The organism is Microbacterium sp. zg-B185 (assembly GCF_030246885.1).
Taxonomy (GTDB): Bacteria; Actinomycetota; Actinomycetes; order Actinomycetales; family Microbacteriaceae; genus Microbacterium.
In genome coordinates, this window is the sequence record NZ_CP126739.1 from 2,181,126 (window position 1) to 2,206,893 (window position 25,768).

Sequence of the window (25,768 nt, forward strand, 5' to 3'; positions counted from 1 at the left end):
GACGAGTAGCCCTCAGTCCGCGAAGGACCCGTAGACCTCGAGGGTGTTGGCGGCCAGCTGCGCGCACAGCTCGTCCAGTTCGATCTCGAGCTGGACGGCCAGAAAGCGCACCGTCACCGGGACCAGATACGGCGCGTTGGGGCGACCGCGGTGCGGGGTGGGGGTCAGGAACGGCGCGTCCGTCTCGACCAGGATCCGATCCCGCGGCGTGACCTTGAGCGCGTCGCGGAGGTTCTGCGCGTTGCTGAAGGTCACGTTTCCCGCGAAGGACAGGTAGTACCCGCGCTCCGCGCACCGGGTGGCCATCGCGGCGTCGCCGGAGAAGCAGTGGAAGACGGTGCGCTCGGGTGCTCCGACCCGCTCCAGGGTCTCCAGGACCGCGTCGTGGGCGTCACGGTCATGGATCTGCATCGCGATGCCGTGCGTCTTGGCCAGCTCGATGTGCGCCTCGAATGAGCGGAACTGTGCGGCGAACCCTTCCTGCTCGGTGCGGAAGAAGTCCAGGCCGGTCTCGCCGATCGCGCGCACGCGCGGCTGAGCGGCCAGCTCGTCGATGACGGCGATCGCGGCATCCAGCTGCCCCGCGGCCTCGTACGCGGGGGCCTCGTTCGGGTGGATCGCCACCGCCGCCAGCACCCCGGGGTGGGATGCCGCGGCCCACGCCGACCAGCGGCTCGAGTCGATGTCACCGCCCGCCTGCACCACCCCGGCCACTCCGACCGCCGCCGCCCGCGCGAGCTGCTGGTCCAGGCTCAGCGGCTCGTCGCCATCCGCGATCTCCAGGTGCGCGTGGTTGTCGTAGACGGCCACCGGCAGCGGCTCCGGCGCGGCGGGCCGGCGGATGTCGCGCTTGCCGTCGTTGTGGCGCTCGCGCACGTACGCGCTGGGGTCGGCCGGCTCACTCATGCGTGTCCCGAAAAGCGGTGCCTGAGGCCCCCGCGGGCAACAACATCGGGGACACGGAGCTGCCAAGTGCGGACACGGATGCTGCCGCTTCCGTCACACGCTCTGCTCGACGCGCGGGAACAGGGGCGCCAGCGCGCTCACCGAGGCGCCCGGCGGAAGGATGCCCCAGCGTCCCGCCTCGCGGATCGGCTGGTCCTGCAGACGGCCGAGCGTGTCGGCGGCGCCCAGCGCGACCCACAGCTTCTCGCTGGCGATCGGCGTCACCGGGGAGATCAGCACCGCCATGGCACGCAGCCCTTCCGCGGCGGTGTACAGCACTGTGCCCAGGCGGACGCGCTGCGCGTCGTCCTTGGCCAGCACCCACGGCTCGTTCTCGGTGATGTAGCCGTTCAGTGCGTCCACGATCGTCCAGATCGCGGCGATGGCCTCGTCGATGCGGAACCGCGCCATGGCCGCGTCGGCAGCGGCTGCGGCGTCGGCCACGGTCCGCTGGATCGCCAGGTCCTGCTCGGTGTACTCCCCCGCCGGCGGCACGATGCCCTCGAAGTACCTGTCGATCATCGCCGTCGTGCGCGAGGCGAGGTTGCCGAACCCGTTGGCCAGTTCCGCCTGATAGCGCGCGGACAGGTCCTCCCATGAGAACGAGCCGTCCTGTCCGAACGCGATCGCGGAGAGGAAGTAGAAGCGGTAGGCGTCCGAGCCGAACACATCCGTGATCTCGCTCGGGGCGATGCCGGTGAGCTTCGACTTGGACATCTTCTCCCCGCCGACCAGCAGCCAGCCGTGCGCGAAGACGCCCCTGGGCACCTCGACGCCGGCGGCCATCAGCATCGCCGGCCAGATCACCGCGTGGAAGCGCAGGATGTCCTTGCCGACGACGTGATAGGCCGGCCAGCGGCGGGCGAACTCCTCAGGGTCGGACCCGTAGCCCACCGCGGTGGCGTAGTTCAGCAGCGCATCCACCCACACGTAGATCACGTGCGACTCGTCCCACGGCACCTTGATGCCCCAGTCGAACGTGGACCGCGAGATCGACAGGTCCTTCAGTCCCTGCTTGACGAAGGAGACCACCTCGTTGCGGGCGGATTCGGGCCGCACGAAGTCGGGCGCCGTGCGATACAGCTCCAGCAGCCGGTCCTGGAACTCGCTGAGCTTGAAGAAGTAGTTCTTCTCCTGCAGCAGCTCCAGCGGCTTGGAGTGGATCACGCAGACCTTCAGACCCTCGAACGGGCCGGTGCCGTCGACGATCTCGGACTCGGTCTTGAACTCCTCGCACCCGACGCAGTAGAGCGCCTCGAACTCGCCCGCGTAGATGTAACCGCGGTCGTAGATCGCCTGGACAAACTTCTGCACGCGCTCCTCGTGCCGCTCCTGCGTGGTGCGGATGAAGTCGTCGTTGGCCACGTTCAGCGTCTCGAGCATCGGATGCCATGACTCGGCCACCAGCCGGTCCACCCACTCCTGCGGCGTCGCACCGTTGGCTGCGGCGGCACGGAGCATCTTCTGTCCGTGCTCGTCGGTGCCGGTCAGCATCCAGGTGTCATCGCCGGCCTGGCGGTGCCAGCGGGCCAGCGTGTCCACCGCCACGGTGGTGTAGCCGTGGCCGATGTGGGGCACGTCGCTCGGATAGTAGATCGGCGTCGTGATGTAAAAGGATTCCCCGGTGCTCACCAGGAGATTCTAGTTGGGCTCAACGCGGCCTTCCCCCCGCGTGACGGCATGGACGCCGCGCGACGGGGTGCGTCGGCGTCGGTCTCGTGGCGCCGATCCGCTCTCGCGGTCAGTTCTTGACCGCGAGAGCGGCCTGGTACAGCTCGCGCGAGGAGTGCCCGGTGTGACCGGACACCTCGCCGGCGGCATCCTTGAGCCGCGTGCCGGTGCGCACCAGCTCGAGTACCTGGGTGACCGCATCCGGAAAGGAGATCTGCGCGGCCGGGGCGCCCTCCACCACCAGGACCAGCTCGCCGCGCACCCCAGCGGCGGCCCACTCGGCCAGAGATCCGGCGGTTCCGCGGACGACCTCCTCGTAGAGCTTGGTCAGCTCGCGGCACACGGCCACGCGGCGCTCGGCGCCCAGCGCCGCGGCGATGTCGGTGAGGGATGCCGCGACCCGCGCCGCCGATTCGAAGAAGACCATCGTCCGCCGCTCCGTGGCCAGCGCGCGCAGGGCGGCCCGGCGGTCTCCGGGCTTGCGCGGCAGGAAGCCCTCGAACGTGAACCGGTCGGTGGGAAGACCCGACACCGCCAGTGCGGCCAGCACCGCGCTGGGACCGGGGATCACGGTGACTTGAACGCCGGCTGCCGCGGCGGCGGCCACCAGCCCGTATCCCGGGTCGCTCACCGTGGGCATGCCGGCGTCGCTCAGAACGAGCAGGTCCTGTTCCCGGGCGAGGGTGACCAGTTCGGCGGCACGCTCCTTCTCGTTGTGATCGTGCAGGGCGATCAGCCGCGGGCGGTTGGCCACGCCCAGACCCGCCAGCAGCCGTTGCGTGGTGCGGGTGTCCTCCGCCGCGATCACGGTCGCCGATTCCAGGGCTTCCACCAGGCGACGCGACGCGTCGCCGAGGTTGCCGATCGGGGTCGCAGCCAGGATGATCACGGTCCCACCTTAGGCTGGTGCCTGTGCCGGCGACCGTTCCTCTGCTCCCCCGGATGCGGCCGTCCTTCTACGACCGGTGGACGGCCCGCGCGGCGGCCGATCCCCGCGTGGCGCGACGGTGGGCCTGGCTGGCGCCGGCGCTGGTCACACTGCTGGCGGGGATCCTCCGGCTGTGGAACCTCGGACATCCGCACGCGCTCGTGTTCGATGAGACGTACTACGTCAAAGACGCGTGGGCGCAGTGGGTCCTCGGCTACGCCGCGAAATGGCCCGACGGGGCCAACGCGGCATTTGTGACGGGCGAGACCGACGGCTTCTCCTCGCAGGGCAGCTTCGTCGTGCACCCGCCGCTGGGGAAGTTCCTGATCGGCGTCGGCATGGCGATCTTCGGCGCCGATTCGTCGTTCGGCTGGCGGATCACCACTGCCGTGTTCGGCACGGCGACAGTGCTCCTGCTGTACCTCGTCGCGAAGACCCTGACCGGGTCGGTGGCCTTCGCGACCGTGGCCTCGTACCTGATGGCCATCGACGGCCTGGCGATCGTGCTGAGTCGGATCGCGCTGCTGGACATCTTCCTGACCTTCTTCGTGCTGCTGGCGTTCTGGTTCGTCCTGCTCGATCGGCGCGAGCACGTGGTCCGGCTCGCCGCGCTGGTGGCGGCCCGCTCGGCGGGCGGCGAGCGCCCGGCGTGGGGTCCGGTGCTGTGGAGCCGCCCCTGGGTGATGGCCGCGGGTGCCGCGGCCGGCGCGGCCACGGCGGTGAAGTGGTCCGGGGTGTACGTGATCGCCGGGCTGGGCATCTACCTCGTGGTCACCGACGCCCTCGCCCGGCGCCGCGCCGGGGTGGGGTTCTGGCCGACGGATGCCGCTCTCCGGCAGGGACCGGCGACCTTCGTGATGTTCGTGCCCATCGCCCTGGTCGTCTACGTGGCCTCGTGGATCGGCTGGCTGGCCACCGACGGCGGGTGGGACCGTCACGCCGCCGACCTGGCTCCGGTGACCGGGTTCTGGTCCTGGGTGCCCTCGGCCTTGCAGAGCCTGTGGCTGTACCACCGGTCCATCTACAACTTCCACGTCGAGCTCAGCTCGGCGCACGCCTACGCCAGTCCGGCATGGCAGTGGCCTCTGCTGCTGCGACCCACGTCGATGTACGCCGAGACCACGCCGTACGGGGAGGGCGGGTGCTCCTTCGCGAACGGGTGCATCGAGAACATCTACAGCATGCCGAATCCGCTGATCTGGTTCGCGAGTGTCGCCGCGGTCCTGTATCTCGGATACCGGTTCGTCCGCACCCGCGATTGGCGCTACGCGGTCGTGCTGACCGGGGTGGCCGTCACCTACCTGCCGTGGCTGCTGTACCCGGAGCGGACGATGTTCCAGTTCTATACGATCGCGATGCTGCCGTTCCTGCTGCTGGCACTCACCTTCTCCCTGCGCGACCTGTCCGGGGCGGGCCACGCCGATCTGTACCGACGGCTGAGCGGCCAACGGATGGTGCTGGTCTTCCTGCTGGTGGCCACGGTGCTGTCCGCGTTCTGGTATCCGATCCTCACCGGCATGCTCGTGCCGTACGACTTCTGGCGCGCCCACAACTGGCTGCCGGGCTGGGTCTAGCGCCGGGCCGGCTCCAGCTCCGCCGGGTCGGTGACCGGAAGACGGCACGCGAAGTCGCGGCAGTCGTACACGGTGGGCCGGCCGCCCAGCGCGACCTTGCCCTCGAACAGCGCGAAGCCCGCCGTCGCCCACTGCGCCGACCCGGCGTCCGTCACGATCGCCAGGACATCCGCCGGAATCGGCCGCGCGGCGCGCACCAGCGGCGCGGTCGGATCGTCGCTGACTGCGACCAGCTGGTGCGGCGCCTGCGCGAGCCGGGCCGCAACGCGCAGCAGCGCTCCGTAGGCGATCGGCTGCGCCAGCGCTGCTGCCGCATGTGCCGAGACCACGTCTTCGGCGAAACGGCGAAGCTCATCGGCTGCGCCGAGCTGCCAGAGCGAGAGCGCCGCGTCGGCCAGCGCGGCGTGACCGGACGGTTCGTCGCCGTCGGATGCGGCATCCGGGCTGTGTATGCCCTGTGCGCGCAGCACGGGGTCACCGCCGCCCGGTGTGCGCGGCTGCCCGCGTTCGCCGGTGCAGGCCTGGACCAGATCCCGCGCCCGCACGGCATAGACGACCTCGCCGGTGGCCGCGCCCAGTGCGGCCAGCCCGACGGCGAACTGCCCGTAGTCGGCGAGGGTCGCCGCCGCCCGGGAGGGGATCTCGTCCAGAGAGGCGCGGACGAGCCGGCCGCGGGCGTCGATGTTCGCGCCGATCACGGCGTCCGCGGCCCAGCGTGCCGACTCGATCCACGCCGGCTCGTCCAGGCGCGCCCCCGCGCGGGCCAGGGCTGCGATCGCAAGGCCGTTCCACCCGGTCACGACCTTGCCGTCGACGGCGGGCGGCTCGATGTCCGCCCGGGAGGCGGCATCCCGCAGGTAGTACCCACCTTCGCTGCGCACGCCGTCGATCCACGACTCGGAATCCTGCGCGGCGCCGAACCCGCCCGCGGGCTGCTGCAGGACGTCGGTGAGGAACCGCGCGATGCCGCGCGCCGTGCTCTCGTCGCCGGCGTCGACGGCGACCTCGAGCAGCTGGGCGTTGTCGGTCAGCATCCGCTCGTAGTGCGGGACCGTCCAGTCTCGTCGGGTGGCGTAGCGGAAGAATCCGCCCTCCACCGGATCGCGCAGCGGCGAGGCGGCCATCGCGCTCAGCGCCCGTTCCGCGACGGCGGATGCCGCGGGCTCGGCGCTGCGCACGGCGGGACTCTGCAGGAACCTCAGCGCGGTGGCGATCGGGAACTTCGGCGTCGCGGGGTCGCCGTCGCCGAAGCCGCCGTACTCGCGGTCCTCGCGTGCCGCGATCGCCGCGGCCGCCGAGGCCAGATCAGCGAGGGAGGGCAGCTCCGCCACCGTCGACGTGCTCTGCTGCGCCTGGGCGAGCGCCTGTGCCACCGCATCGGCGGTGCCGTCCACCTGGCCCCGGCGCTGCGTCCACGCCTCACGGACGGCGGCCAGCACCTGGCCGAAGGAGGGCATGCCCGCACGCGGCTCCGGGGGGAAGTACGTTCCGGCGTAGAACGGGCGGCCGCTGGGCGTCGCGAACACGGTCAGCGGCCAGCCCAGGTGCGGCGTGAACGCCGCTGCGGCCGACATGTACGCGGCGTCGACCTCGGGGTGCTCCTCTCGGTCGACCTTCACCGCGACGAAATCGGCGTTGATCGCCGCGGCCGTCGCGTCGTCGGCGAAGGACTCCCGTGCCATCACGTGACACCAGTGGCAGGTCGAATAGCCGATCGAGACCAGCACCGGCACGTCCCGGCGGCGGGCTTCGGCGAAGGCCTCCTCGCCCCAGGCGTACCAGGCGACCGGATTTCCCGCGTGGGCTCTGAGATACGGGCTGGCGGACTCCTCCAGGCGCGGATTCATCCCCTCACGTTACGACGCATGGCGCGCGCTGGGGAGGGCTACCGCTGCGCAGCGCGGCCGGCGGCGCCGCTCACTCCACCTCGTCGGGGTGCGCGCTGACCCGACCGGAGCCGTCGCCCGGATCGATCTGATCGATCGCCCGCATCTGCGCATCCGAGAGCGCGAAGTCGAACACGTCCAGGTTCTCCTCGAGCCGCTCGCGACGCACCGACTTGGGGAAGACGATGTTGCCCTTCTGGATGTGCCAGCGCAGCACGACCTGTGCGGGCGTCTTGCGGTGCGCGGATGCCGCGTCCGCGACGGCCGGGATGCCGAACAGGTCGTACTTGCCCTGCCCCAGCGGCCCCCACGCCTCGATCCGCACGCCGTGGGCTGCTGCCCAGTCGGTGACGGTGCGCTGCTGGTGGGCGGGGTGCAGCTCGATCTGGTCGACCGCGGGCGTCACACCGGTCGCCGCGACGATGCGCTCGAGGTGGGGCACCAGGAAGTTGGAGACGCCGATGCTGCGCGCCAGTCCGGCCGAGCGCACCTCGATCAGCTTCTCCCAGGCGTGCAGATAGTTGTCCTTCGCCGGTGCCGGCCAGTGGATCAGGTAGAGGTCCACGCGCTCGAGCTGGAGCTTGTCCAGGCTCTCGCGGATCGCCGCGTCCGGTTCGTCGCCGGCCTGGCGGTCGTTCCACAGCTTGGTGGTGACGAACAGCTCCTGCCGCGGGATGCCGCTCTTGCGGATCGCGGCGCCCACGCCCTCCTCGTTGCCGTAGATCGCGGCCGTGTCGATGTGGCGGTAGCCGACCTCGAGCGCCTCGGTGACGGCGCGCTCCGTGTCCGCCGGCGGAACCTTGAACACGCCGTACCCGAGCTGGGGGATGTCGAAGCCGTCGTTGAGCTGAACCGTGGGAATCGTCATGCGTCCAGCCTAAGAGCTGAGACCGGCGGCGGTACGATCGAAGGCTATGCGCGCGCCCGAACCCGTCATCGTCTACCCGCCGGAGCTGCCCGTCAGCGGGGCGCGGGACGAGATCGCGCGCGCGATCCGCGATCACCAGGTCGTGATCGTCGCGGGCGCGACCGGTTCGGGCAAGACGACCCAGCTTCCGAAGATCTGCCTCGAGCTGGGCCGGAGTCGGATCGCGCACACCCAGCCGCGCCGGATCGCCGCGCGCACGATCGCGGAGCGCATCGCCGAAGAGCTCGAGGTGCCGCTGGGCACGACGGTCGGATACAAGGTCCGCTTCACCGACAAGGTGCAGGAGGACACCCGCGTCACGCTGATGACCGACGGCATCCTGCTCAACGAGATCCACCGTGACCGGCTGCTGCGCCGCTACGACACGATCATCGTGGACGAGGCCCACGAGCGCTCCTTGAACGTGGACTTCCTCATCGGCTACCTCACCGAGGTGCTGCCCAAACGCCCCGACCTGCGGGTCATCGTCACGAGCGCGACGATCGATCCGGAGAGCTTCGCCACGCACTTCGCCGACGCCGAGGGCAACCCGGCCCCGATCATCGAAGTCTCCGGCCGGACGTACCCGGTGGAGATCCGCTACCGCGGTCCCGACGCCGGGGCGGCCGAGCGGTCCCCCGGCGACGCCGAGCGGAGGGCGGACACGTCCAGCGCCGGCGACGAGGTCGACGGGATCACGGCCGCGCTGCGCGAACTGGATCGCGAAGCCCCCGGCGACGTGCTGGTGTTCCTGCCGGGTGAGGCGGAGATCCGGGACGCGATGGATGCCGTTTCGGGCATGTACGCGAAGGCCTCCGCTCCGGTCGAGGTGCTGCCGCTGTACGGCCGGCTCAGCGCGGCCGAGCAGCACCGTGTCTTCGAACGCTCGAAGGTCGCCGGTGTGCGGCGGAGGGTGATCCTGGCCACCAACGTCGCCGAGACGAGCCTGACCGTGCCCGGCATCAAATACGTGATCGACACCGGCACTGCGCGCATCTCCCGCTACAGCAATCGCACGAAGATCCAGCAGCTGCCGATCGAGGCGATCTCGCAGGCATCCGCCCAGCAGCGGGCCGGCCGGGCCGGCCGCACGGCAGCGGGGATCGCGATCCGGCTGTACTCCGAGGACGATTTCGACAAGCGCCCCGAGTTCACCGAGCCGGAGATCCTGCGCACCAGCCTGGCCTCGGTCATCCTGCAGATGCTCTCGCTCGGTTTCGGCGACATCGCCTCGTTCCCGTTCTTGACTCCCCCCGATTCGCGCGGGGTCAAGGCGGCGATCGACCTGCTGCTGGAGCTGGGAGCCGTCCGTCCGTCCGGCGACGCACGCGCACGGCGCGGCGCCGAGGGGCGGGCGGCAGCCGGGACGGGCACCCGACTGACCGACCTGGGTCGCGAGATCTCACGGCTGCCGATCGACCCCCGCTTCGCCCGGATGCTCATCGAGGCGCGGCGCACCGGCGTAGCCCGCGACGTGCTGGCGATCGTGGCCGGGATGTCCATCCAGGACGTGCGGGAGCGCCCCGAGGATCGCCGCGAGGAAGCGGACCGGCTGCACGCCCGGTTCGTGGACCCGACGAGCGACTTCGTCACGCTGCTGAACCTGTGGAACCATCTGCAGGAGCAGCAGTCCGCGCTCGGCTCCAGCGCCTTCCGGCGGCTGTGCCGCTCGGAGTACCTGAACTATGTGCGGGTGCGCGAGTGGGTCGACGTGCACCGGCAGCTGCGGACGCTGATGGGCGGACAGCGCGACGGCAAGGCACCCGCCTCCGCTCAGCCGTCCGCCGCCCCCGGGGCGAACGCCGACGACCTGCACAAGGCGATCCTGTCCGGGCTGCTCTCGCACATAGGGATCCTGGACGAGCGCAGCGCGGCCAAGCCGGTCGCGGCCCGCTCGACGGGCGGGCGCAGCGAGGCCAAACGTGCGCAGGGCGGTGAGTACCTCGGCGCGCGCGGGGCACGGTTCGCGATCTTCCCCGGCTCCGGCCTGCGCAAGAAGCGCCCGTCCGCGGTGATGGCCGCAGAGCTGGTCGAGACGTCGCGGCTGTTCGCCCGGACGGTCGCGGCGATCGATCCGGCATGGGCGGAGCAGCTGGCCGGTGACCTCGCCAAACGTCAGCTCAGCGAGCCGCACTGGTCCAAGACGGCCGGCGCGGCATCCGTCTACGAGAAGGTGACCCTGTTCGGGGTGGAGATCATCCCCCGGCGCCGAGCCCAGCTCGCCCGGTTCGACCGGCCGCTGGCCCGTGAGCTGTTCGTGCGTCACGCCCTGGTCGAGGGCGAATGGGACCCGTCCGGGCTGGACAAGCGACTCACCGCCTTCGAACGGCGCAACCTGGAGCTGCGCCGCCGCCTGGAGAAGATCGAGGAGCGGGAGCGCCGCCGCGACATCCTGGTCGGCGATGAGGCGGTGTTCGCCTTCTACGACGCGCGACTGCCCCGTGACGTCTTCGACGTGCGATCGTTCGAGGCGTGGTGGCGGGATGCCGCGGCGCGCACCCCGCATCTGCTGGACATGACCGAGGCCGACCTCCTGGATGATGCGGCGCGGGCGGACGAGCGCGACTTCCCTGCGCGCTGGCGGCAGCAGGACCAGGTCCTCTCGCTCAGCTACCGGTTCGAGCCCGGGTCCGAGGATGACGGCGTCACCGCCGTCATCCCGCTCGCGCTGCTGGCACAGGTACGTCCGGACGGGTTCGACTGGCAGGTTCCCGGCCTGCGCGACGAGCTGATCACCGCGCTGCTGCGCTCCCTGCCCAAATCGATCCGCCGCCACGTCGTCCCGGCGGCGGACTGGGCCGCGCGGTTCGCCGAGGAACTGCAGGGTCAGGGACCGGAGGCGCACGCCGGACTGCCCGCCACATCGCTGCGCGCGGCGCTGGCCGTGCGCATCCAACGGGTGGCGAACCAGCCGGTCACCGCGGCCGACTTCGACCTGGACCGCGTGCCCGTGCACCTGCTGGTGAAGTTCCGCGTCGTCGACGAGCGCGGGCGCCCACTCGGTGCGGACCGGGATCTGCGCGCCCTGCAGGAGCGGTTCTCGGACCGCGCCCGCAACTCCGTGGAGAAATCCCTCACCCGCTCGCTGAACGCGCGGGCCGAGCCCGATCGCCCCGGACCGGGCGCGGTGGCACCGCCCTCCGGTCCGGCCGGAGCGGCGGCCGGAGTGCAGCCGCGGACGGACATCACCGACTGGGACATCGGCGAGCTCCCCGCCGTCGTGGACACGAAGGTGGCCGGCGGCGTGGTGCGCGGGTACCCGGCCCTGGTGGATGAGGGATCCAGCGTCGCCCTTCGCGTGGAGGCCACGCCCGAGGCCGCGGAGCGCTCCACGCGCGCGGGCGTTCGCCGCCTGCTGCTGCTGGCCGTTCCCTCCCCCGCCTCCTACGTGCTGGAGCACCTCACCTCGGCCGAGAAGCTCGCGCTCGCGGCATCCCCCTATCCCTCCGCCAAAGCCCTCATCGAGGATGCGCGCCTGGCGGTGGCCGACGCCGTCCTGGACGAGACCCCAGGATCGGGCGCGGTGCGCACCCGCGCCGGCTTCGAGCGTGCCCGCGACACGTTCTCGTCCGCCGTGGTGGACTCCACGTTCCAGACGGTGTCGCTGGCCGCGCGCATCCTCACCATCGCGCGGGAGGTCGATCGGGCGGTGCGCTCGCAGAACTCGCTCACCCTGCTCGGCGCGCTCAACGACGTGCGCGGACAGGTGGCCGGCCTGGTCTTCCCGGACTTCATCTCCCGCATCGGCGTCACCAGGCTGCAGCACGTGCCGCGGTATCTGCAGGGCGCACGGGAGCGGGTGAACGCACTGGCGGACAACCCCGGCCGCGACCGGCAGCGGATGACCGAGTTCGAGCGGGCCGCGACCGTCTATGCGGATGCCGGCGGCTCGATCCCGCTGTCACCGGATGCCCCGCCGGCCATCCAGCGCAGCCGGTGGCTGCTGGAGGAGTATCGGGTCAGCCTGTTCGCGCAGCAGCTCGGCACCGCCGAGGCGGTGTCGCTGCAGCGGATCCAGAAGTCGCTGCGGGAATAGGGTTTCGGCAAGAGAAAGGTGTCCGCCATGGCCACAGCGATCGTCTACACCGAATTCGGCGGGCCCGAGGTCCTCACCCGGACCGAGGTCACCATACCCCCGCTCGGTGCCGGCGAGATCGCCGTGCGGGTCGAGGCGGCCGGGGTCAACCCGATCGACGCCAAGCTCCGCGCCGGCCGGCGCGCCTCGCCGGAGCTGACCGGACCGCGCCGGGTGGGCAGCGACGCGGCCGGAGTTGTCTCCGCGGTCGGCGCCGACGTCGACGGCTTCCTCGTCGGCGACGAGGTGATCGTCTTCGGTGCGTCCGGCACGTACGCGTCCGAGATCGTCGTGCCCCAGACGGACGCGCAGCCGCGCCCGCCGGGAGTCAGCGCCCAGGTCGGCGCGGCGCTGGGCATCCCGGTCGGCACCGCGTACCAGACGCTGCGCGCGCTCGCCGTCGGCCGCCGCGACACGCTGCTGGTGCACGGCGGATCCGGTTCGGTCGGGCAGGCCGTCATCCAGTACGCGGTGCTGTGGGGCGCGACGGTCGTGGCGACCTCGTCCGAGCGACGATTCGACCGCGTCCGCGAGCTGGGAGCGATCCCGGTCGCCTACGGCGAGGGGTTGGCCGACCGGGTGCGCGCGGTGGCACCGCAGGGTATCACGGCGGCCATCGACGCGGCCGGCACGGACGAAGCGCTCGATGTCTCTGTGCAGCTCGTGGCCGATCGCGACCGCATCGCCACGCTCGTGCGCGGAGCGGATGCCGCGTCCTTCGGCATCCGCGCGTTCTCCGGCGGCAGCCCGCGGCCACTGACCGAGATCCAGCAGCGCTGGCGGCGCGAGGCGATGCCGGTGACCCTTGCGCTGCTGGCGGCCGGTCGGTTCTCGGTGGAGCTGGGTCCCTCGTTCCCGCTGGAGGCCGCCGCCGCCGCGCATCGCGCGGTCGAGGACGGCGTCGACGGCAAGATCACCCTCCTTCCCTGACCCCCGTCGGCCCCTCGCGAGACCGGATGGGCGCGGCACGTCCCCGCGCCCTCGCCGCCGTCTCATCTGCAGGTCGTCCAGACCCGCCGCGCGCACGCGGCGTCACATTCGCTCACCCGCGCCCCGACCCCGGGTCGGTCATGCCGGGCCGACGTTCCCCTGCGGGGTGGGACCGGTCGCGATCAGGCGGCCGCGGGTGTTGGACCATTCGCTCCACGACCCGGGGAAGACCACGACCTCGATGCCGGCCAGCGCCCCCGCCAACGCCGTGTGCGCCGCCGTGATCCCGGAGCCGCAGTACGCCGCGACACGAGCGCCCTCCGCGACGCCGGCGGCGGCGAAGGCGGCGCGGATGGCAGTGGGATCCCGGAAGCGTCCTGCCTCCAGGTGCACGACGGTCGGGAGGTTGACCGCCCCCGGCACATGACCGGCCACCGGGTCGAGGGGTTCGATGTCACCGCGGTAGCGCTCCGGTGCGCGGACGTCCAGCAGGACCCCGGCGCGCGGCCATGCCGCGACCTGGTCGATCGTGGCAATCCCGCCGGTCGGCTCGGTGAGGGTGATGTCTCCGCGCGGCGGCTGGAGATCGCCGGTCTCCAGCGGCAGGTCCGCGGCGATCCACGCGCGCAACCCGCCGTCCAGGACGCGCACATCGTCGACGCCGCAGCGGGTCAGCAGCCACCATGCCCGCGCGGCGGCGACGGACTGCACGTCGTCGTAGACCACCACCGTCTCGCCGGCGCGCAGCCCCCAGCGCCGGGCCGAGTCCTGGAGCGCTTCGCGGGTGGGCAGGGGATGCCGCCCCTCGGCCGGTTCCCCCTTGCGCGCGAGCTCGTGATCGAGATCCACGTACACCGCGCCCGGCAGGTGCCCGTCGAGGTAGTCCGGGCGGCCCTGCGGACGGTCCAGCCGCCAGCGCACATCCAGCAGACGGACGGGGGCACCGGAGTCGTGGAGGTCGACGAGCTCGGGCGGTGAGATCAGAAGCGCCATGGCCCCATGGTGCCCCCGCACGGGGACACCGGCGCAGCGCCGCGTGCAACAGTTCGACACACGGCGCGGGCTGCGCGTGTCGTCGCGGCCAGAATGGGGTCATGCCCGAAACCCCCCGTTCCTTCGCGACGGCGCAGGTGCAGGCGGGTTACCGGCCCGGCGTCGCCGAGAACACCGCCGTGCCGCCGATTTATCAGTCGAACGCGTTCGAGTTCTCCTCGCTCAGTGAGGCCCGCGACCGCTTCGCCCTCCGCCGCGACGGCAACATCTACAGCCGCGCCGCCAATCCCACCGTTCTGGTCTTCGAGGAGCGGGTGGCCGCGCTAGAGGGCGGGGTCGCAGCCGCGGGCGTCGCGTCCGGGCAGGCGGCGGTCGCGGTCGCTCTGCTCGCGCTGGCGAAACAGGGCCAGCACATCGTGGCGGCAAAGCAGCTCTACGGGGGCACGGTCGACCTGCTGCAGGACACCTTCGCCGATTGGGGCATCGAGGTCACGTTCGTCGACCAGGACGACCCGGACGCGTGGCAGGCCGCGGTGCGTCCCACCACGCGTGCGCTGTTCGCCGAGTCGGTGACCAACCCCATCGCACAGGTCCTGGACATGCGCACGGTGGCGCGGATCGCGCGCGATGCCGGCGTCCCACTCGTGATCGACAACACCGTCGCGACTCCCTATCTGCAGCGCTCCGGGGATTTCGGCGCCGATATCGTCGTGCACTCGGCGACGAAGTTCCTCGGCGGACACGGCACGTCGCTGGGCGGAGTGGTGGTCGACCTGGGCACCTTCGATTTCACCGCCGATCCCGCGCGCTGGCCGCAGCTGACGCAGCCGTACCGTCGCGTCCCGGGCGGGAGCCTGATCGACCGGTTCGGTGCGACCGGATCCCCGTACATCGCGCTGGTCAAGACGAAGTACGTCCACGACCTGGGTCCCTCGCTATCGGCGTTCAACGCTTCCCAGCTGCTGCAGGGGCTGGAGACGCTGGACCTGCGGATGCAGCGACACGCAGCCACCGCCCTGACCGCCGCACGCTATCTGGAGAGCCACCCCGCCGTCGCCCGCGTGCATCACCCCGGCTTGGAATCCAGCGCCTGGAACGTGCTGGCCCGCACGTATCTGCCGCGTGGCGCGGCGTCCGTCTTCTCGTTCGACCTGCACTCGACGGGAGATCCGGACGCGGATTTCGCACTGGTGGAGCGATTCATCGGGCGACTGGAGGTCGTGCGGCTGGTGGCCAACATCGGCGACGCGCGCAGCCTGGTGGCCCACCCGGCCTCGATGACGCACAGCCATCTGACGCCGCGCCAGCTCGCCGACGCCGGCATCGGTGCCACCACGATCCGCCTGTCGCCCGGGCTGGAGGATCCCGCCGACATCCTGCGGGATCTGGATGCCGCCCTGACGTCGACCCGCGTCGCGGCGCGGTCGGCGGTGGGTACGCTCGGAGGATGACTGGACTGCGCTGGGGAATCCTTGCCACGGGCGGTATCGCCCACGCCTTCACGAGAGATCTGCGCACCGCCGGGCTGAACGTCACGGCGGTCGGATCGCGCTCCGCGGATTCCGCGGCACGGTTCGCCGCGGAATTCGGGATCCCGCGCGTGCACGGCTCCTACGAGCAGCTGGTCTCAGACCCGGATGTCGACATCGTCTACGTCTCCACGCCGCATCCGCTGCACGCGCAGAACGCGATCCTCGCCCTGGAGCACGGAAAGCACGTGCTCGTCGAGAAGCCGTTCACGCTGACCGGAGCGGAGGCGGCGGCGGTACGCGATGCGGCCGCGGGAACCGGTCTGCTGGCGATGGAGGCGATGTGGACGCGGTACCTGCCGCACATGATCCGCATCCGTGAACTGGTCGGCAGCGGCGCGCTGGGTGATCTGCGGGCTGTCTTCGCGGACCACACTCAGCGGATCTCGACCGACCCCGGCCACCGCCTGAACGCACTCGAGCTGGGCGGCGGCGCTCTGCTGGACCTGGGGATCTACCCCATCTCGTTCGCGTGGGACATCCTCGGCGCTCCTGTCTCGGTCACCGCGGCGGCGACGCTCGGCCCGACGGGCGTGGACGGCGAGGTCGCGACGATCCTCGCGCACGCCTCCGGCGCGCTGTCGACCTCGATCTCGGCATCCCACGCGGCCGGCCCGAACACCGCTCACATCGTGGGGACCGAGGCGCGGATCGACATCGACCGGGTCTGGTACAACCCGACCTCGTTCCGTCTGGTCGCCCCCGACGGCAGCGTGCGGGAATCGTTCGAATCCGAGGTCGACGGACGCGGGATGCAGTACCAGGCGATCGCCGCCGAGCAGTACGTCGCCGAGGGGCGCAGTGACAGCGAAATCCTGCCCATCGACGAGACGGTGGCGATCATGCAGACCCTCGACGAGATCCGCCGGCAGATCGGGCTGCAGTACCCCGGCGAGCGCTGAGCGGACCGGCGCACCGGGCCAGCGCACAGCTGACGTCGGGAACCGCCTGTCAGACTGGACTCATGCCCGACTCGCAGAACGCCCGCGTCGCCGTCTATCTGGACTTCGACAACATCGTCATCTCCTGGTACGACCGCGTCCACGGCCGCAACTCCTATGGCCGTGACCGCCAGCGCATCATCGAGACGCCGGAGGACCCGGAGATCGCGGAGCGACTGAGCGCGGCGACGATCGACGTGGGCGCGATCATCGACTACGCGGCATCGTTCGGAACCCTCGTGCTCACGCGCGCGTACGCGGACTGGTCCTCACCCGTCAACGCGGTCTACCGCACTCAGCTGGTGGCCCGCGCCGTCGACCTGGTGCAGTTGTTCCCCGCGGCCGCCTACGCCAAGAACGGCGCGGACATCCGCCTGGCCGTGGACGTGGTGGAGGACATGTTCCGGCTTCCCGATCTCACGCACGTGGTGATCGTCGCGGGCGATTCCGACTACGTCCCGCTCGCCCAGCGCTGCCGCCGCCTCGGTCGGTACGTGGTCGCCGTGGGTGTCGCCGGATCGACCGCGAAGTCACTCGCGGCCGCCTGCGACGAGTTCGAAGCCTACGACTCCCTGCCCGGTGTCCCCCGTCCCGCCCGTGTCGCGGCCGTGGCGAAGGAGTCCGGTTCGCGCACACCGTCCCGCGGGTCCGGGTCCCGATCCAAGGCCGCAGCGGCCGAGGCGGCAGCCGACGCCGCCGGTGCGGAGGTCACCGCCGAAGCCGCCGCCGAAGCGCCCGCCGCCGCCGCTCCCAAGACCAGGGGCGGACGCGGGGGACGCAAGGCTCCGGCGAAGGATGCCGCGGCCGACCCTGCGGAGACCACCCCGCCGGTGGACGCCGACTCCCCGGCCGCCGTCCCGGAGACCGCCGAAGCCGACGCCGCAGCCGTGGAGGCATCCCTGATCGACGCGCTGGGGCCGGCCACCCCGCCGAAGCGGACCAACCGCCGTGCGTCCTCGACGACCGTCGCGGCGAACGTCGACGCCGCCGATTCGGTCGCCACAGTGGAGGAGCCCTCCGAGGACCCTCAGGAGGTCGCCACGCGTCTGCTCGAGCGGGCGCTCCGGCTCGGGCACGACAAGGACGACGACGCCGAGTGGCTGCACAGCTCAGCGGTCAAGACCCACATGCGGCGGATGGACCCCTCCTTCAGCGAGAAGGCCCTCGGCTACCGGTCCTTCTCGGACTTCGTCAAGGCGCGCGAGTCGATCGCCGAGCTCGAGGAGACCGGACACGAAAGACTCGTGCGCCTCCGCGAGTAGCCCGAGGCGGCGCCGCGGAACTCCTCGTCCCCGCCAAAACCGTCCGGTACAGTGTCGACTGTGGTCCGACGCATCGCCCCGCCTGGCTCGCAGTCTTCACTCCGTGAAGCGAACCGAGCCCGGCTTGTCGAGTCGCTGAAACGGCATGGGCGACTGACACAGGTGGAACTGGCCGGGAGCACCGGACTCTCCCCCGCGACCGTGTCGAACATCGTCAAGGAGCTGACCGCCTCGGGGCTGCTGCACACCTCGATCACCTCGCGAAGCGGGCGCCGAGCCACGCTGGTGTCGCTGACCCGGCAGCTCGGTCTGGTCGCCGGCGTCCATTTCAGCGCACGTCAGCTGCACATCGCGATCGCCGACGCGACCCGCACGGTGGTGACCCAGACCACACTCCCCCTTCCGCTGGATCATCGTCACGACGCCGAGCTGGATCGCCTCAGCATCCTGCTCAGCGACATGATGGAGACCCTCGGCGGCACCGTCGCGGAGCTGCTGGCCGTGGGGCTCGCCCTGCCCGCCCCCATCGACCCGCGCAGTGGGATGGTCGCCACCCCTGGGCTGCTCCGCGGCTGGGAGGGCATCGACGTCGCCGAGAGCCTCACCGCCCGGATCGGCCGCCCCGTCTTCGTGGACAGCGAGGCGAACCTCGCCGGACTCGCCGAGGCGCGCGAAGGCAGTGCACGCTCCGCATCCTCCTCCGTGTTCATCCGCGTCGGTCACACCATCAGCGCCGGACTGGTCGTCGGGGGCGATCTGTTCCGCGGGGTGAACGGCAAGGCCGGTCAGATCGGGCACGTCACGATCGACGAGAACGGCCCGATCTGCCGCTGCAGCAACCGCGGCTGTCTGGAAAGCTACGCGGGCGGTCCCGCGCTGCTGTCGCTGTTCCCGCCGAGCGAGGGGATGCAGCGTCTGAGCGATCTGATTCAGGCGTCCTATGCCGGCGACGGCAGCTCGCGGCGGGTCATCGCCGACGCCGGACGCCACATCGGCATCGCCGCGGCGAGTCTGTGCAACCTGTTCGACCCCGAGCTGATCGTCGTCGGCGGCGAGCTCGGGCAGGCCGGGGAGATCCTCATGGCGCCGATGCGGCATTCGCTCGAGCGCACCGCGCTCGCCTCGGCCAACGGGCTGCCGGAGATCGTCGGCGCGTCGTTCGGCGAGTGGGCCGAGACGCGCGGAGCGATCACGATCGCCCTGGATCACGTCATCGTCGAAGCCGACGCTCTGCCCTTCACGGCCTAGGCGCGCCATGTCCCTCCGTGCGTCGGCCAGACGCGTCGTGGGACGGGCCGGCGCCACGCTGGTCGCGATCGCCCTGACCGGCGCGGCCATCACGGGGTGCGCGGCAGCAGGCACCGACGGCGAGAACGGGGCGCAGGGAACAGTCGCGCTCCTGCTTCCCGATGCCAAGACCGCGCGCTACGAGACCTTCGATCGCCCCTTCTTCGAGCAGCGGATCGCGCAGCTCGGTGACTACAAGGTGCTGTACACCAACGCCGATCAGGATGCCGCCAAGCAGCAGCAGCAGGCCGAGTCCGCCCTCGCCGCGGGAGCGGGCGTGCTCGTCCTCGACCCGGTCGACGTCGGCGCCGCCGTCACGATCGTGGCTGCGGCGAACGCGCAGGACGTTCCGGTGGTCTCCTACGACCGATTGGTCGCAGGCGGCGACATCGCCTACTACGTGTCGTTCGACAACGAGAAGGTCGGCCAGCTGCAGGCCAGCGCCTTCGTCGACGCGCTCACCGAGCGGGGTCAGCTGGCGGGCGGCATCCTGATGGTCAACGGATCCCCCACCGACAGCAACGCCACCAGCTTCGCCGAGGGCGCGCACGGCGTCATCGACGCGGCCGGGCTGCGCATCCTCGCGGAGTACGCCACACCCGATTGGAGCCCGGACAAGGCCCAGGAGTGGGTCACCGGCCAGATCTCGCAGTACGGGCCGGACATCGTGGGGGTCTATGCCGCGAACGACGGGACCGCCAGCGGCGCGGTCTCGGCGCTGAAGGCGGCGAACGTCACCCCGTGGCCGGTGGTCACCGGCCAGGACGCCGAACTGTCCGCGATCCAGCGCATCCTCACCGGCGACCAGCACATGACCGTGTACAAGGCGATCAAGCCGCAGGCCGAGCTGGCCGCCGAAGTCGCCGTCGCGCTGCTGCACGGCCAGGAGGTCACCGCCCCGCTCGAGATCGACGGAACCCCGACGACCCTGCTGGATCCGGTCGCCGTGACGGTCGACGACATCCTCAGCACCGTCGTCGCGGACGGGTTCTGGACGATCGCGGACATCTGCACCCCCGCCTACCGCGCGGCGTGCACGGCGGCCGGGCTCCCGGCGGAGTGAGCCGGTGCGGACACGAGCGCCGCGGACCGCGGGTAGGGTTCTTCGAAACGACCCCCCGAGGATGAGGACGTGACGATGTCGCTGCCTGCGGCCCGCACCGGACGTGCGCGCGAGCGCGTGCTGACCATGCGCGGCATCGCGAAGCGGTTCGGCGCTGTCAGAGCGCTGACCGACGTGGACTTCTGGGTGAACGAGGGCGAAGTCGTCGCTCTGATCGGCGACAACGGGGCCGGAAAGTCCACTCTGGTGAAGGTGCTCTCCGGGGTCCACGCGCCGGATTCGGGGATCATCGAGTACGACGGCGACGTGGTGGAGATCACCAGCCCCGCCGACGCGCAGGAACTCGGCATCGCCACGGTGTTCCAGGATCTGGCGCTGTGCGACAACCTCGACGTGGTCGCCAACCTGTGGCTCGGCCGCGAACTGCGCACCGGACGCACTCTGGCCGAGGTGGACATGGAGCAGCAGACCTGGACGCTGCTGCGGGAGCTGTCGGCCAAGATCCCTTCGGTGCGCATTCCGGTCGCCTCGCTCTCGGGCGGACAGCGTCAGACCGTCGCGATCGCCCGGTCGCTGATCGGCGATCCCCGAGTGGTCATCCTCGATGAGCCCACCGCCGCGCTCGGGGTCGCCCAGACCGCCGAGGTGCTGAACCTCATCGAGCGTCTCCGGGAGCGGGGGCACGGCGTGGTCCTGATCAGTCACAGCATGGCCGACGTCATGGCCGTCGCGGATCGGGTGGTCGTCCTGCGCCTGGGGCGCAACAACGGCGTCTACAACATCGCCGACGTGACCAGCGAAACGCTCATCGCCGCGATCACCGGGGCGACCGACAACGCGGTCAGCCGCCGCGCGGCCGACCGGCCCGACGGCGACCCGGCGCCGGAGGGCGAGATCATCCGGATGACCGACAAGAGCCGCCGCGGGACGCGGAACGCTCCCGGCGGCGCATGAAGTCGGTCCGTGAGGATCCGGCAGCGGCAGCGCCGATGACCGATCCCGCCGACGCCAGCGTGCTCAACCCGCGCAGTGTGCGCGGCGCGGTCGCGCTGCTGCTGACCCGGGTGCGCGGCGGCGATCTGGGATCGCTTCCGGTCATCGTCGGGCTGGTCCTGATCTGGACGGTGTTCCAGGCGCTGAACCCCGTCTTCCTCTCCAGCACGAACCTCGTGAACCTCACCATGCAGTGCGCGGCGATCGGCACGATCGCGCTGGGGATCGTTCTGGTGCTGCTCGTGGGCGAGATCGACCTGTCCGTGGGCTCCGTCTCCGGGCTGGCCGCGGCGATCCTGGCGGTGGGCTTCGTGCAGCTGGAGTGGAACCTGCTCCTCGCGCTGGTCGCCGCCGTCGCGGCCGGTGCGCTGGTCGGGCTGCTCTACGGGTTCCTCTACACGCGGTTCGGCCTGCCCAGCTTCGTGATCACGCTGGCCGGTCTGCTCGGCTTCCTCGGTCTGCAGCTGTGGGTGCTGGGGCCGAACGGGTCCATCAATCTGCCGTTCGATTCGTGGCTGGTCCAATTCGCTCAGCAGATGTTCCTGCCCGCGTGGGCCTCCTACGCCTTGGCGATAGTGGCCGCGGGAGGATACGCGTGGATCCTCACGCACCGCGCGCGCCAGCGCGCGGCAGCGAATCTGGTCAGTCAGAGCTACCTCGAGATCGCCCTGCGCAGCGGTGCGCTGCTGGCCTTCCTGCTCGTCGCCTCGTGGTATCTGAACCTGTCCCGAGGCGTCGGCGTGATGTTCGTGTTCTTCCTCGCGCTGGTGGTGATCGCGAACTTCGCGCTCACCCGGACGCGGTGGGGACGCGCGGTCTACGCGGTGGGCGGTTCGGTCGAGGCGTCGCGGCGGGCCGGGATCCGGGTGGACCGCATCTACATCTCGGTGTTCGTGTTCTGCTCCACTCTGGCCGCGGTCGGCGGCATCCTGGCAGCGGCTCGACTCGCGGCCGCCAACCAGAGCTCCGGCGCCGGCGACGTCAACCTCAACGCCATCGCGGCAGCCGTGATCGGGGGCGCCAGCCTCTTCGGCGGACGCGGCACCGCGTTCGCGGCGCTGCTGGGCATCGTGGTGATCCAGTCCATCGCGTCGGGGCTGACACTGCTGAATCTGGACTCATCGGTGAAGTTCATGGTCACCGGCGTGGTGCTGGTGCTGGCGGTCACGGTCGATTCGCTGTCCCGGCGCAAGCGGACCGCAGTCGGGCGGGCATGACCCCGGAGCGCCAGCCGGACCGGTTCATGCGTTCAAGTGAAAAACTCGTGGAGCCCCGGATTCCCGGTCTCGACCCCTGTAGTTGAGCATCCTGCTCGGTTCGCGTAGCTCACATCACGCAATTCGTTCATTCCGACCGCAGGTCCGGATGCCATGATCACGGTCCGCGGGGCTCACTCGCGGCTGTTGCCAAAGCGTTACGTTCATGTCTTGACGCCAAGGCGCGTTGTCGTCAAGATCTTCCTCAAGCGCGAACCACGCGGGGGTGTTGCCCGGCGTTCGCATCTTCAAAGACGAAAGGCGAAAGATGAAGAAGTCTTCAATCCTCTCCGCAGCCGCCCTCGCCGGCGCGGCCGCGCTGCTCCTGGCCGGCTGTGCCGGCTCGGGTGGCGGCGCGACGCCCAGCGAGACCGGCGGCGACGGCGGAGGTGACGCCGCCGGCCGTGCCTGCGTCATCCTTCCCGACGCGGCCTCATCGCCGCGGTGGGAGAACTTCGACCGCAAGTACCTTCAGGAGGGTCTGGAGGGTGCCGGCTTCGAGGTGGACATCCAGAACGCCCAGGGAGACGTGAACAAGTTCTCCACGATCGCCGACCAGCAGTTGACTCAGGGCTGCGGCGTCATGCTGCTGGTGGACTACCAGGGCGCGGCGGAGGCGGTGGCCGAGAAGGCCAAGGCCGAGGGCATTCCCGTGATCGCCTACGACCGGCCGTTCTCGGGTGCCGACTACTACGTGTCCTTCGACAACGTCGAGGTCGGCCGCCTGCAGGGCCAGACTGTGCTCGACGGCCTCGAGGCCGCCGGTGTCGCGCCCGCTGAGGCGACCGTGGTGTACATCGGCGGAGACCCGACCGACGGCAACGCCAAGATGTTCCATGACGGCGCCGACGAGGTGCTCGCCGAAGCGGGCGTCGTGCCTGCGGCCGAGCCCCCGGGGGCCTGGGACCAGGCGAAGTCGCAGACCAGCTTCGAGCAGGCGCTGACCTCGCTCGGCGGACAGGTCAACGGCGTGTGGGCGGCGAACGACACCAACGCGGCGGGCGTCATCAAGGTCCTGCAGGACAACAACCTCCAGGGCGTTGCCGTGTCGGGCCAGGACGCGAACGTCGCCGGTCTGCAGAACATCCTGCTCGGCTGGCAGACGGCCACGGTCTACAAGCCGGTCAAGGACGAGGCTGATGCCGCTGTCGAGGTCGCGGTCGCGCTGCTCAGCGGCGAGGAGGTGTCCACCGACGCGGAGCTGGATGACGGCACGCCGTACATCCAGGTCACGCCGATCCTGGTCGGGCCGAACGAGGTCAAGGATGTCATCGCCGCCGGCGACGCCTCCTTCGATGACGTCTGCACGCCCGATGTCGCGGCAGCCTGCGAGGAGTTCGGAGTCACGGAGTAACCCCACCGCCACAGCCGCGGGGGCGTCGCGTCATCGAAGGCGCGGCGCCTCCGCGCTCCTGTTCGTCAGCGCAAGGAAGCGAGTATGTCAGAGACCATCACAGCAGCAGAGCCGATCATCCAGTTGGTCGGTGTGAAGAAGTCCTTCGGCCCTGTCAACGTCCTCAAGGGGGTGGACCTGAAGGTCTATCCCGGCAAGGTGACCGCGCTGGTCGGTGACAACGGCGCCGGCAAGTCGACCCTCATCAAGGGGCTCGCCGGCGTCCAGCCGTACGACGAGGGCGAGGTCCTCATCGACGGGCAGCACCGCGACCTGCACGCCCCCAGGGATGCCGCGAATCTGGGCATCGAGGTCGTCTACCAGGACCTCGCACTGTGCGACAACCTCGACATCGTGCAGAACATGTTCCTCGGCCGCGAGGAGCTCACCTTCGGCACGTTCGACGAGGGACGCATGGAGAAGGACGCGTCCGACACCCTGCGCGGGCTGTCCGTCCGCACGGTCAAGTCCGTTCGGCAGAAGGTCTCCTCGCTCTCCGGCGGGCAGCGTCAGACGGTCGCGATCGCGCGCGCCGTCCTCAAGAAGGCACGCGTCGTCATCCTGGACGAGCCGACCGCGGCGCTCGGCGTCGCGCAGACCGAGCAGGTCCTCAACCTGGTCCAGCGGCTCTCCGAGCAGGGCGTCGCGGTGGTCCTGATCAGTCACAACCTGGCAGACGTCTTCCAGGTCGCGGACGACGTCGCGGTGCTCTACCTCGGTCAGATGGTCGCCCAGGTCAACGTCGCGGACACCACCCGCGACGACGTGGTCGGCTACATCACCGGAACCAAGACCCTCGGCGGCATCCAGCACACCGGAACCTCGACGATCGTGACGGAGGTCGCGGAATGACCAGCACGACTCGAACCGAGGCCGCACCGGATCCGCTCGCCAGCGACATGATCGGCAGCGGTGTGGAGGGCGGCCTCGGCGACCAGGTGCGCGCCTGGTGGCAGCGGGTCCGCGGCGGCGACATGGGGGTGCTGCCCGCCGTGGGCGGGCTGCTCGTGCTGAGCGCCCTGTTCGCGGCGCTGAGCCCCTTCTTCCTCACCGAGCGCAACTTCGCGAACCTGCTGAACCAGGCCGCGCCGCTGGTGGTGCTCGGCATGGCGCTGGTCTTCGTCCTCCTGCTCGGCGAGATCGACCTGTCCGCCGGCGTGACCGGCGGCGTGGGTATGGCGCTGTTCGTCGTCCTGAACGCGCAGTTCGGCGTGCCATGGCCGCTCGCCCTGCTGATCGGGTTCGGGTTCGGCTTCGTCACCGGCGCGCTCATCGGCTTCTTCGTCGCCCGGGTGGGGATTCCGTCCTTCGTCGTCACGCTGGGTCTGTTCCTCGGATTCCAGGGTCTGGCCCTGGTGATCATCGGTCCCGGCGGCCTTTTCCGTCTCGAGGTGCCGGAGTTGATCGCACTGCAGAACGGCAGGCTCCCGGTCTGGGGCGGATGGGCGATGCTGCTCATCATGCTGGTCATCTCGGGCGGCACCGCGTTCTGGGACCGCGCCCGGCGCACCAGAGCAGGCGTACCCAACCGTGCGGTCTCGCTCGTGTACATCAAGCTCGCCGTGATCGCGGTGCTCGGTGGAGCGTTCGTGTTCGTCCTCAACCAGGATCGCGGTCAGTCGGTCAACCCCGTGCAGGGCGTTCCCGTCATCGTGCCGGTGGTCCTGCTGATCCTGTGGATCGGGACCTTCGTGCTGGACCGGACGAAGTTCGGCCGGTACATCTACGCGATCGGCGGCAACGCCGAAGCCTCGCGCCGTTCGGGTGTGAAGGTGCGCTGGGTGAAGTGGTGGGCGTTCGTGATCTGCTCATCGCTCGCGGTCGCGGCCGCGTTGTTCAGCGTCGCCCGGGTCGGGTCGGTGGATGCCACCGTGGGGCGCGACATCGTGCTCAGCGGCGTCGCCGCAGCCGTGGTCGGTGGTGTCAGCCTGTTCGGCGGACGCGGCCGCCTCATGCACGCGGCGATCGGAGCGCTCGTGATCGCGGTGATCTCGAACGGTCTGGCGCTGCTGAACCTTCCCGCCGGCATCAACCTGCTGGTCACCGGCGGCGTGCTGATCCTGGCCGCCACCGTGGATGCGCTCTCGCGGCTCAGGTCCGGAGGAGCACGCGTCTGACCGCTGCGCCGAACGGGT

Annotated in this window: 18 protein-coding genes and 1 pseudogene; 13 read left to right on the forward strand and 6 right to left on the reverse strand. The window is 70.7% G+C overall.

Annotation, left to right across the window (positions count from 1 at the left end; genetic code table 11):
* Window positions 1-12 precede the first annotated feature (12 nt).
* From QNO12_RS10505 to rsmI, 3 genes are all read right to left on the reverse strand, one after another.
* Complete coding sequence (locus tag QNO12_RS10505) at window positions 13-906, reverse strand: TatD family hydrolase (protein WP_257502307.1); 894 nt, start codon at window positions 904-906, stop codon at window positions 13-15.
* Window positions 907-999: 93 nt separating this feature from the next.
* Window positions 1,000-2,577 carry a methionine--tRNA ligase gene (metG, locus tag QNO12_RS10510; RefSeq protein WP_257502306.1) on the reverse strand — a complete coding sequence of 526 codons (1,578 nt, stop codon included), beginning with the start codon at window positions 2,575-2,577 and terminating at the stop codon, window positions 1,000-1,002.
* Window positions 2,578-2,686: 109 nt separating this feature from the next.
* Window positions 2,687-3,505, reverse strand: a complete 819-nt coding sequence (gene rsmI, locus QNO12_RS10515) for a 16S rRNA (cytidine(1402)-2'-O)-methyltransferase (RefSeq protein ID WP_257502305.1) — start codon at window positions 3,503-3,505, stop codon at window positions 2,687-2,689.
* Window positions 3,506-3,558: 53 nt separating this feature from the next.
* Here rsmI and QNO12_RS10520 point away from each other — a divergent pair, with 53 nt between their 5' ends.
* Window positions 3,559-5,118 carry a dolichyl-phosphate-mannose--protein mannosyltransferase gene (locus QNO12_RS10520; RefSeq protein WP_306820683.1) on the forward strand — a complete coding sequence of 520 codons (1,560 nt, stop codon included), beginning with the start codon at window positions 3,559-3,561 and terminating at the stop codon, window positions 5,116-5,118.
* Here the strand turns inward: QNO12_RS10520 and QNO12_RS10525 are convergent.
* Together QNO12_RS10525 and QNO12_RS10530 are read right to left on the reverse strand one after the other, a co-directional pair.
* Complete coding sequence (locus QNO12_RS10525; RefSeq protein WP_257502303.1) at window positions 5,115-6,965, reverse strand: thioredoxin domain-containing protein; 1,851 nt, start codon at window positions 6,963-6,965, stop codon at window positions 5,115-5,117. The genes QNO12_RS10520 and QNO12_RS10525 overlap by 4 nt on opposite strands.
* Window positions 6,966-7,035: 70 nt before the next feature.
* Window positions 7,036-7,872 (reverse strand): aldo/keto reductase, encoded by an 837-nt coding sequence (locus QNO12_RS10530; protein WP_257502302.1) that lies wholly within the window; start codon window positions 7,870-7,872, stop codon window positions 7,036-7,038.
* 46 nt (window positions 7,873-7,918) lie between these two features.
* Between QNO12_RS10530 and hrpA the strand changes: the two genes are divergently transcribed.
* Both hrpA and QNO12_RS10540 read left to right on the forward strand, forming a co-directional pair.
* The gene (gene hrpA / locus QNO12_RS10535; protein WP_257502301.1) at window positions 7,919-11,947 is read left to right on the forward strand and encodes an ATP-dependent RNA helicase HrpA; all 4,029 of its coding nucleotides are present in this window, start codon (window positions 7,919-7,921) and stop codon (window positions 11,945-11,947) included.
* Between the two features lie 27 nt (window positions 11,948-11,974).
* Window positions 11,975-12,916 carry a quinone oxidoreductase family protein gene (locus QNO12_RS10540; protein ID WP_257502300.1) on the forward strand — a complete coding sequence of 314 codons (942 nt, stop codon included), beginning with the start codon at window positions 11,975-11,977 and terminating at the stop codon, window positions 12,914-12,916.
* Window positions 12,917-13,054: 138 nt separating this feature from the next.
* Here QNO12_RS10540 and QNO12_RS10545 read toward each other — a convergent pair whose 3' ends face one another.
* On the reverse strand, window positions 13,055-13,909 hold the full coding sequence (locus QNO12_RS10545; RefSeq protein ID WP_257502299.1) for a sulfurtransferase: 855 nt from the start codon (window positions 13,907-13,909) through the stop codon (window positions 13,055-13,057).
* Between the two features lie 101 nt (window positions 13,910-14,010).
* Here QNO12_RS10545 and QNO12_RS10550 point away from each other — a divergent pair, with 101 nt between their 5' ends.
* The 10 genes and pseudogenes from QNO12_RS10550 to QNO12_RS10595 all read left to right on the forward strand — a co-directional run bounded on the left by QNO12_RS10550 (window position 14,011) and on the right by QNO12_RS10595 (window position 25,750).
* Entirely contained in the window at window positions 14,011-15,360 is a 1,350-nt protein-coding gene (locus QNO12_RS10550) for an O-acetylhomoserine aminocarboxypropyltransferase/cysteine synthase family protein (RefSeq protein ID WP_257502298.1), read from the forward strand.
* Complete coding sequence (locus tag QNO12_RS10555) at window positions 15,357-16,340, forward strand: Gfo/Idh/MocA family protein (RefSeq protein ID WP_257502297.1); 984 nt, start codon at window positions 15,357-15,359, stop codon at window positions 16,338-16,340. The genes QNO12_RS10550 and QNO12_RS10555 overlap by 4 nt, the downstream gene beginning before the upstream one ends.
* 62 nt (window positions 16,341-16,402) lie before the next feature.
* Window positions 16,403-17,641, forward strand: coding sequence for an NYN domain-containing protein (locus QNO12_RS10560; protein ID WP_257502296.1), 1,239 nt, complete (start codon window positions 16,403-16,405; stop codon window positions 17,639-17,641).
* A 60-nt stretch (window positions 17,642-17,701) separates the two neighbouring features.
* Window positions 17,702-18,889: an ROK family transcriptional regulator gene (locus QNO12_RS10565; RefSeq protein WP_257522888.1), complete on the forward strand. Its 1,188-nt coding sequence runs from the start codon at window positions 17,702-17,704 to the stop codon at window positions 18,887-18,889.
* Window positions 18,890-18,896: 7 nt separating this feature from the next.
* Window positions 18,897-19,991, forward strand: a complete 1,095-nt coding sequence (locus QNO12_RS10570; protein ID WP_257502294.1) for a sugar ABC transporter substrate-binding protein — start codon at window positions 18,897-18,899, stop codon at window positions 19,989-19,991.
* A 150-nt stretch (window positions 19,992-20,141) separates the two neighbouring features.
* Window positions 20,142-20,945: pseudogene (locus QNO12_RS10575) on the forward strand (ATP-binding cassette domain-containing protein); the annotation flags it as partial.
* Window positions 20,942-22,201: a sugar ABC transporter permease gene (locus QNO12_RS10580; protein ID WP_257502293.1), complete on the forward strand. Its 1,260-nt coding sequence runs from the start codon at window positions 20,942-20,944 to the stop codon at window positions 22,199-22,201. The pseudogene QNO12_RS10575 and the gene QNO12_RS10580, both read left to right, overlap by 4 nt.
* A gap of 307 nt (window positions 22,202-22,508) precedes the next feature.
* Window positions 22,509-23,594 carry a sugar ABC transporter substrate-binding protein gene (locus QNO12_RS10585; protein ID WP_257502292.1) on the forward strand — a complete coding sequence of 362 codons (1,086 nt, stop codon included), beginning with the start codon at window positions 22,509-22,511 and terminating at the stop codon, window positions 23,592-23,594.
* Window positions 23,595-23,678: 84 nt separating this feature from the next.
* Window positions 23,679-24,485 carry an ATP-binding cassette domain-containing protein gene (locus QNO12_RS10590; RefSeq protein ID WP_257502291.1) on the forward strand — a complete coding sequence of 269 codons (807 nt, stop codon included), beginning with the start codon at window positions 23,679-23,681 and terminating at the stop codon, window positions 24,483-24,485.
* Window positions 24,482-25,750, forward strand: coding sequence for a sugar ABC transporter permease (locus QNO12_RS10595; protein WP_257502290.1), 1,269 nt, complete (start codon window positions 24,482-24,484; stop codon window positions 25,748-25,750). Before QNO12_RS10590 ends, QNO12_RS10595 begins: the two co-directional genes overlap by 4 nt.
* Window positions 25,751-25,768: the final 18 nt, after the last annotated feature.

Bases quoted from the DNA above. Each gene is read 5' to 3' on its own strand.
- QNO12_RS10585 (WP_257502292.1), top strand. From the start codon at position 22,509: ATGAAGAAGTCTTCAATCCTCTCCGCAGCCGCCCTCGCCGGCGCGGCC.
- hrpA (WP_257502301.1), top strand. From the start codon at position 7,919: ATGCGCGCGCCCGAACCCGTCATCGTCTACCCGCCGGAGCTGCCCGTC.
- QNO12_RS10570 (WP_257502294.1), top strand. From the start codon at position 18,897: ATGTCCCTCCGTGCGTCGGCCAGACGCGTCGTGGGACGGGCCGGCGCC.
- QNO12_RS10580 (WP_257502293.1), top strand. From the start codon at position 20,942: ATGAAGTCGGTCCGTGAGGATCCGGCAGCGGCAGCGCCGATGACCGAT.
- QNO12_RS10505 (WP_257502307.1), bottom strand. From the start codon at position 906: ATGAGTGAGCCGGCCGACCCCAGCGCGTACGTGCGCGAGCGCCACAAC.
- QNO12_RS10555 (WP_257502297.1), top strand. From the start codon at position 15,357: ATGACTGGACTGCGCTGGGGAATCCTTGCCACGGGCGGTATCGCCCAC.
- QNO12_RS10525 (WP_257502303.1), bottom strand. From the start codon at position 6,965: ATGAATCCGCGCCTGGAGGAGTCCGCCAGCCCGTATCTCAGAGCCCAC.
- QNO12_RS10550 (WP_257502298.1), top strand. From the start codon at position 14,011: ATGCCCGAAACCCCCCGTTCCTTCGCGACGGCGCAGGTGCAGGCGGGT.
- QNO12_RS10560 (WP_257502296.1), top strand. From the start codon at position 16,403: ATGCCCGACTCGCAGAACGCCCGCGTCGCCGTCTATCTGGACTTCGAC.
- QNO12_RS10590 (WP_257502291.1), top strand. From the start codon at position 23,679: ATGTCAGAGACCATCACAGCAGCAGAGCCGATCATCCAGTTGGTCGGT.
- QNO12_RS10540 (WP_257502300.1), top strand. From the start codon at position 11,975: ATGGCCACAGCGATCGTCTACACCGAATTCGGCGGGCCCGAGGTCCTC.
- QNO12_RS10520 (WP_306820683.1), top strand. From the start codon at position 3,559: ATGCGGCCGTCCTTCTACGACCGGTGGACGGCCCGCGCGGCGGCCGAT.
- QNO12_RS10530 (WP_257502302.1), bottom strand. From the start codon at position 7,872: ATGACGATTCCCACGGTTCAGCTCAACGACGGCTTCGACATCCCCCAG.
- QNO12_RS10545 (WP_257502299.1), bottom strand. From the start codon at position 13,909: ATGGCGCTTCTGATCTCACCGCCCGAGCTCGTCGACCTCCACGACTCC.
- QNO12_RS10595 (WP_257502290.1), top strand. From the start codon at position 24,482: ATGACCAGCACGACTCGAACCGAGGCCGCACCGGATCCGCTCGCCAGC.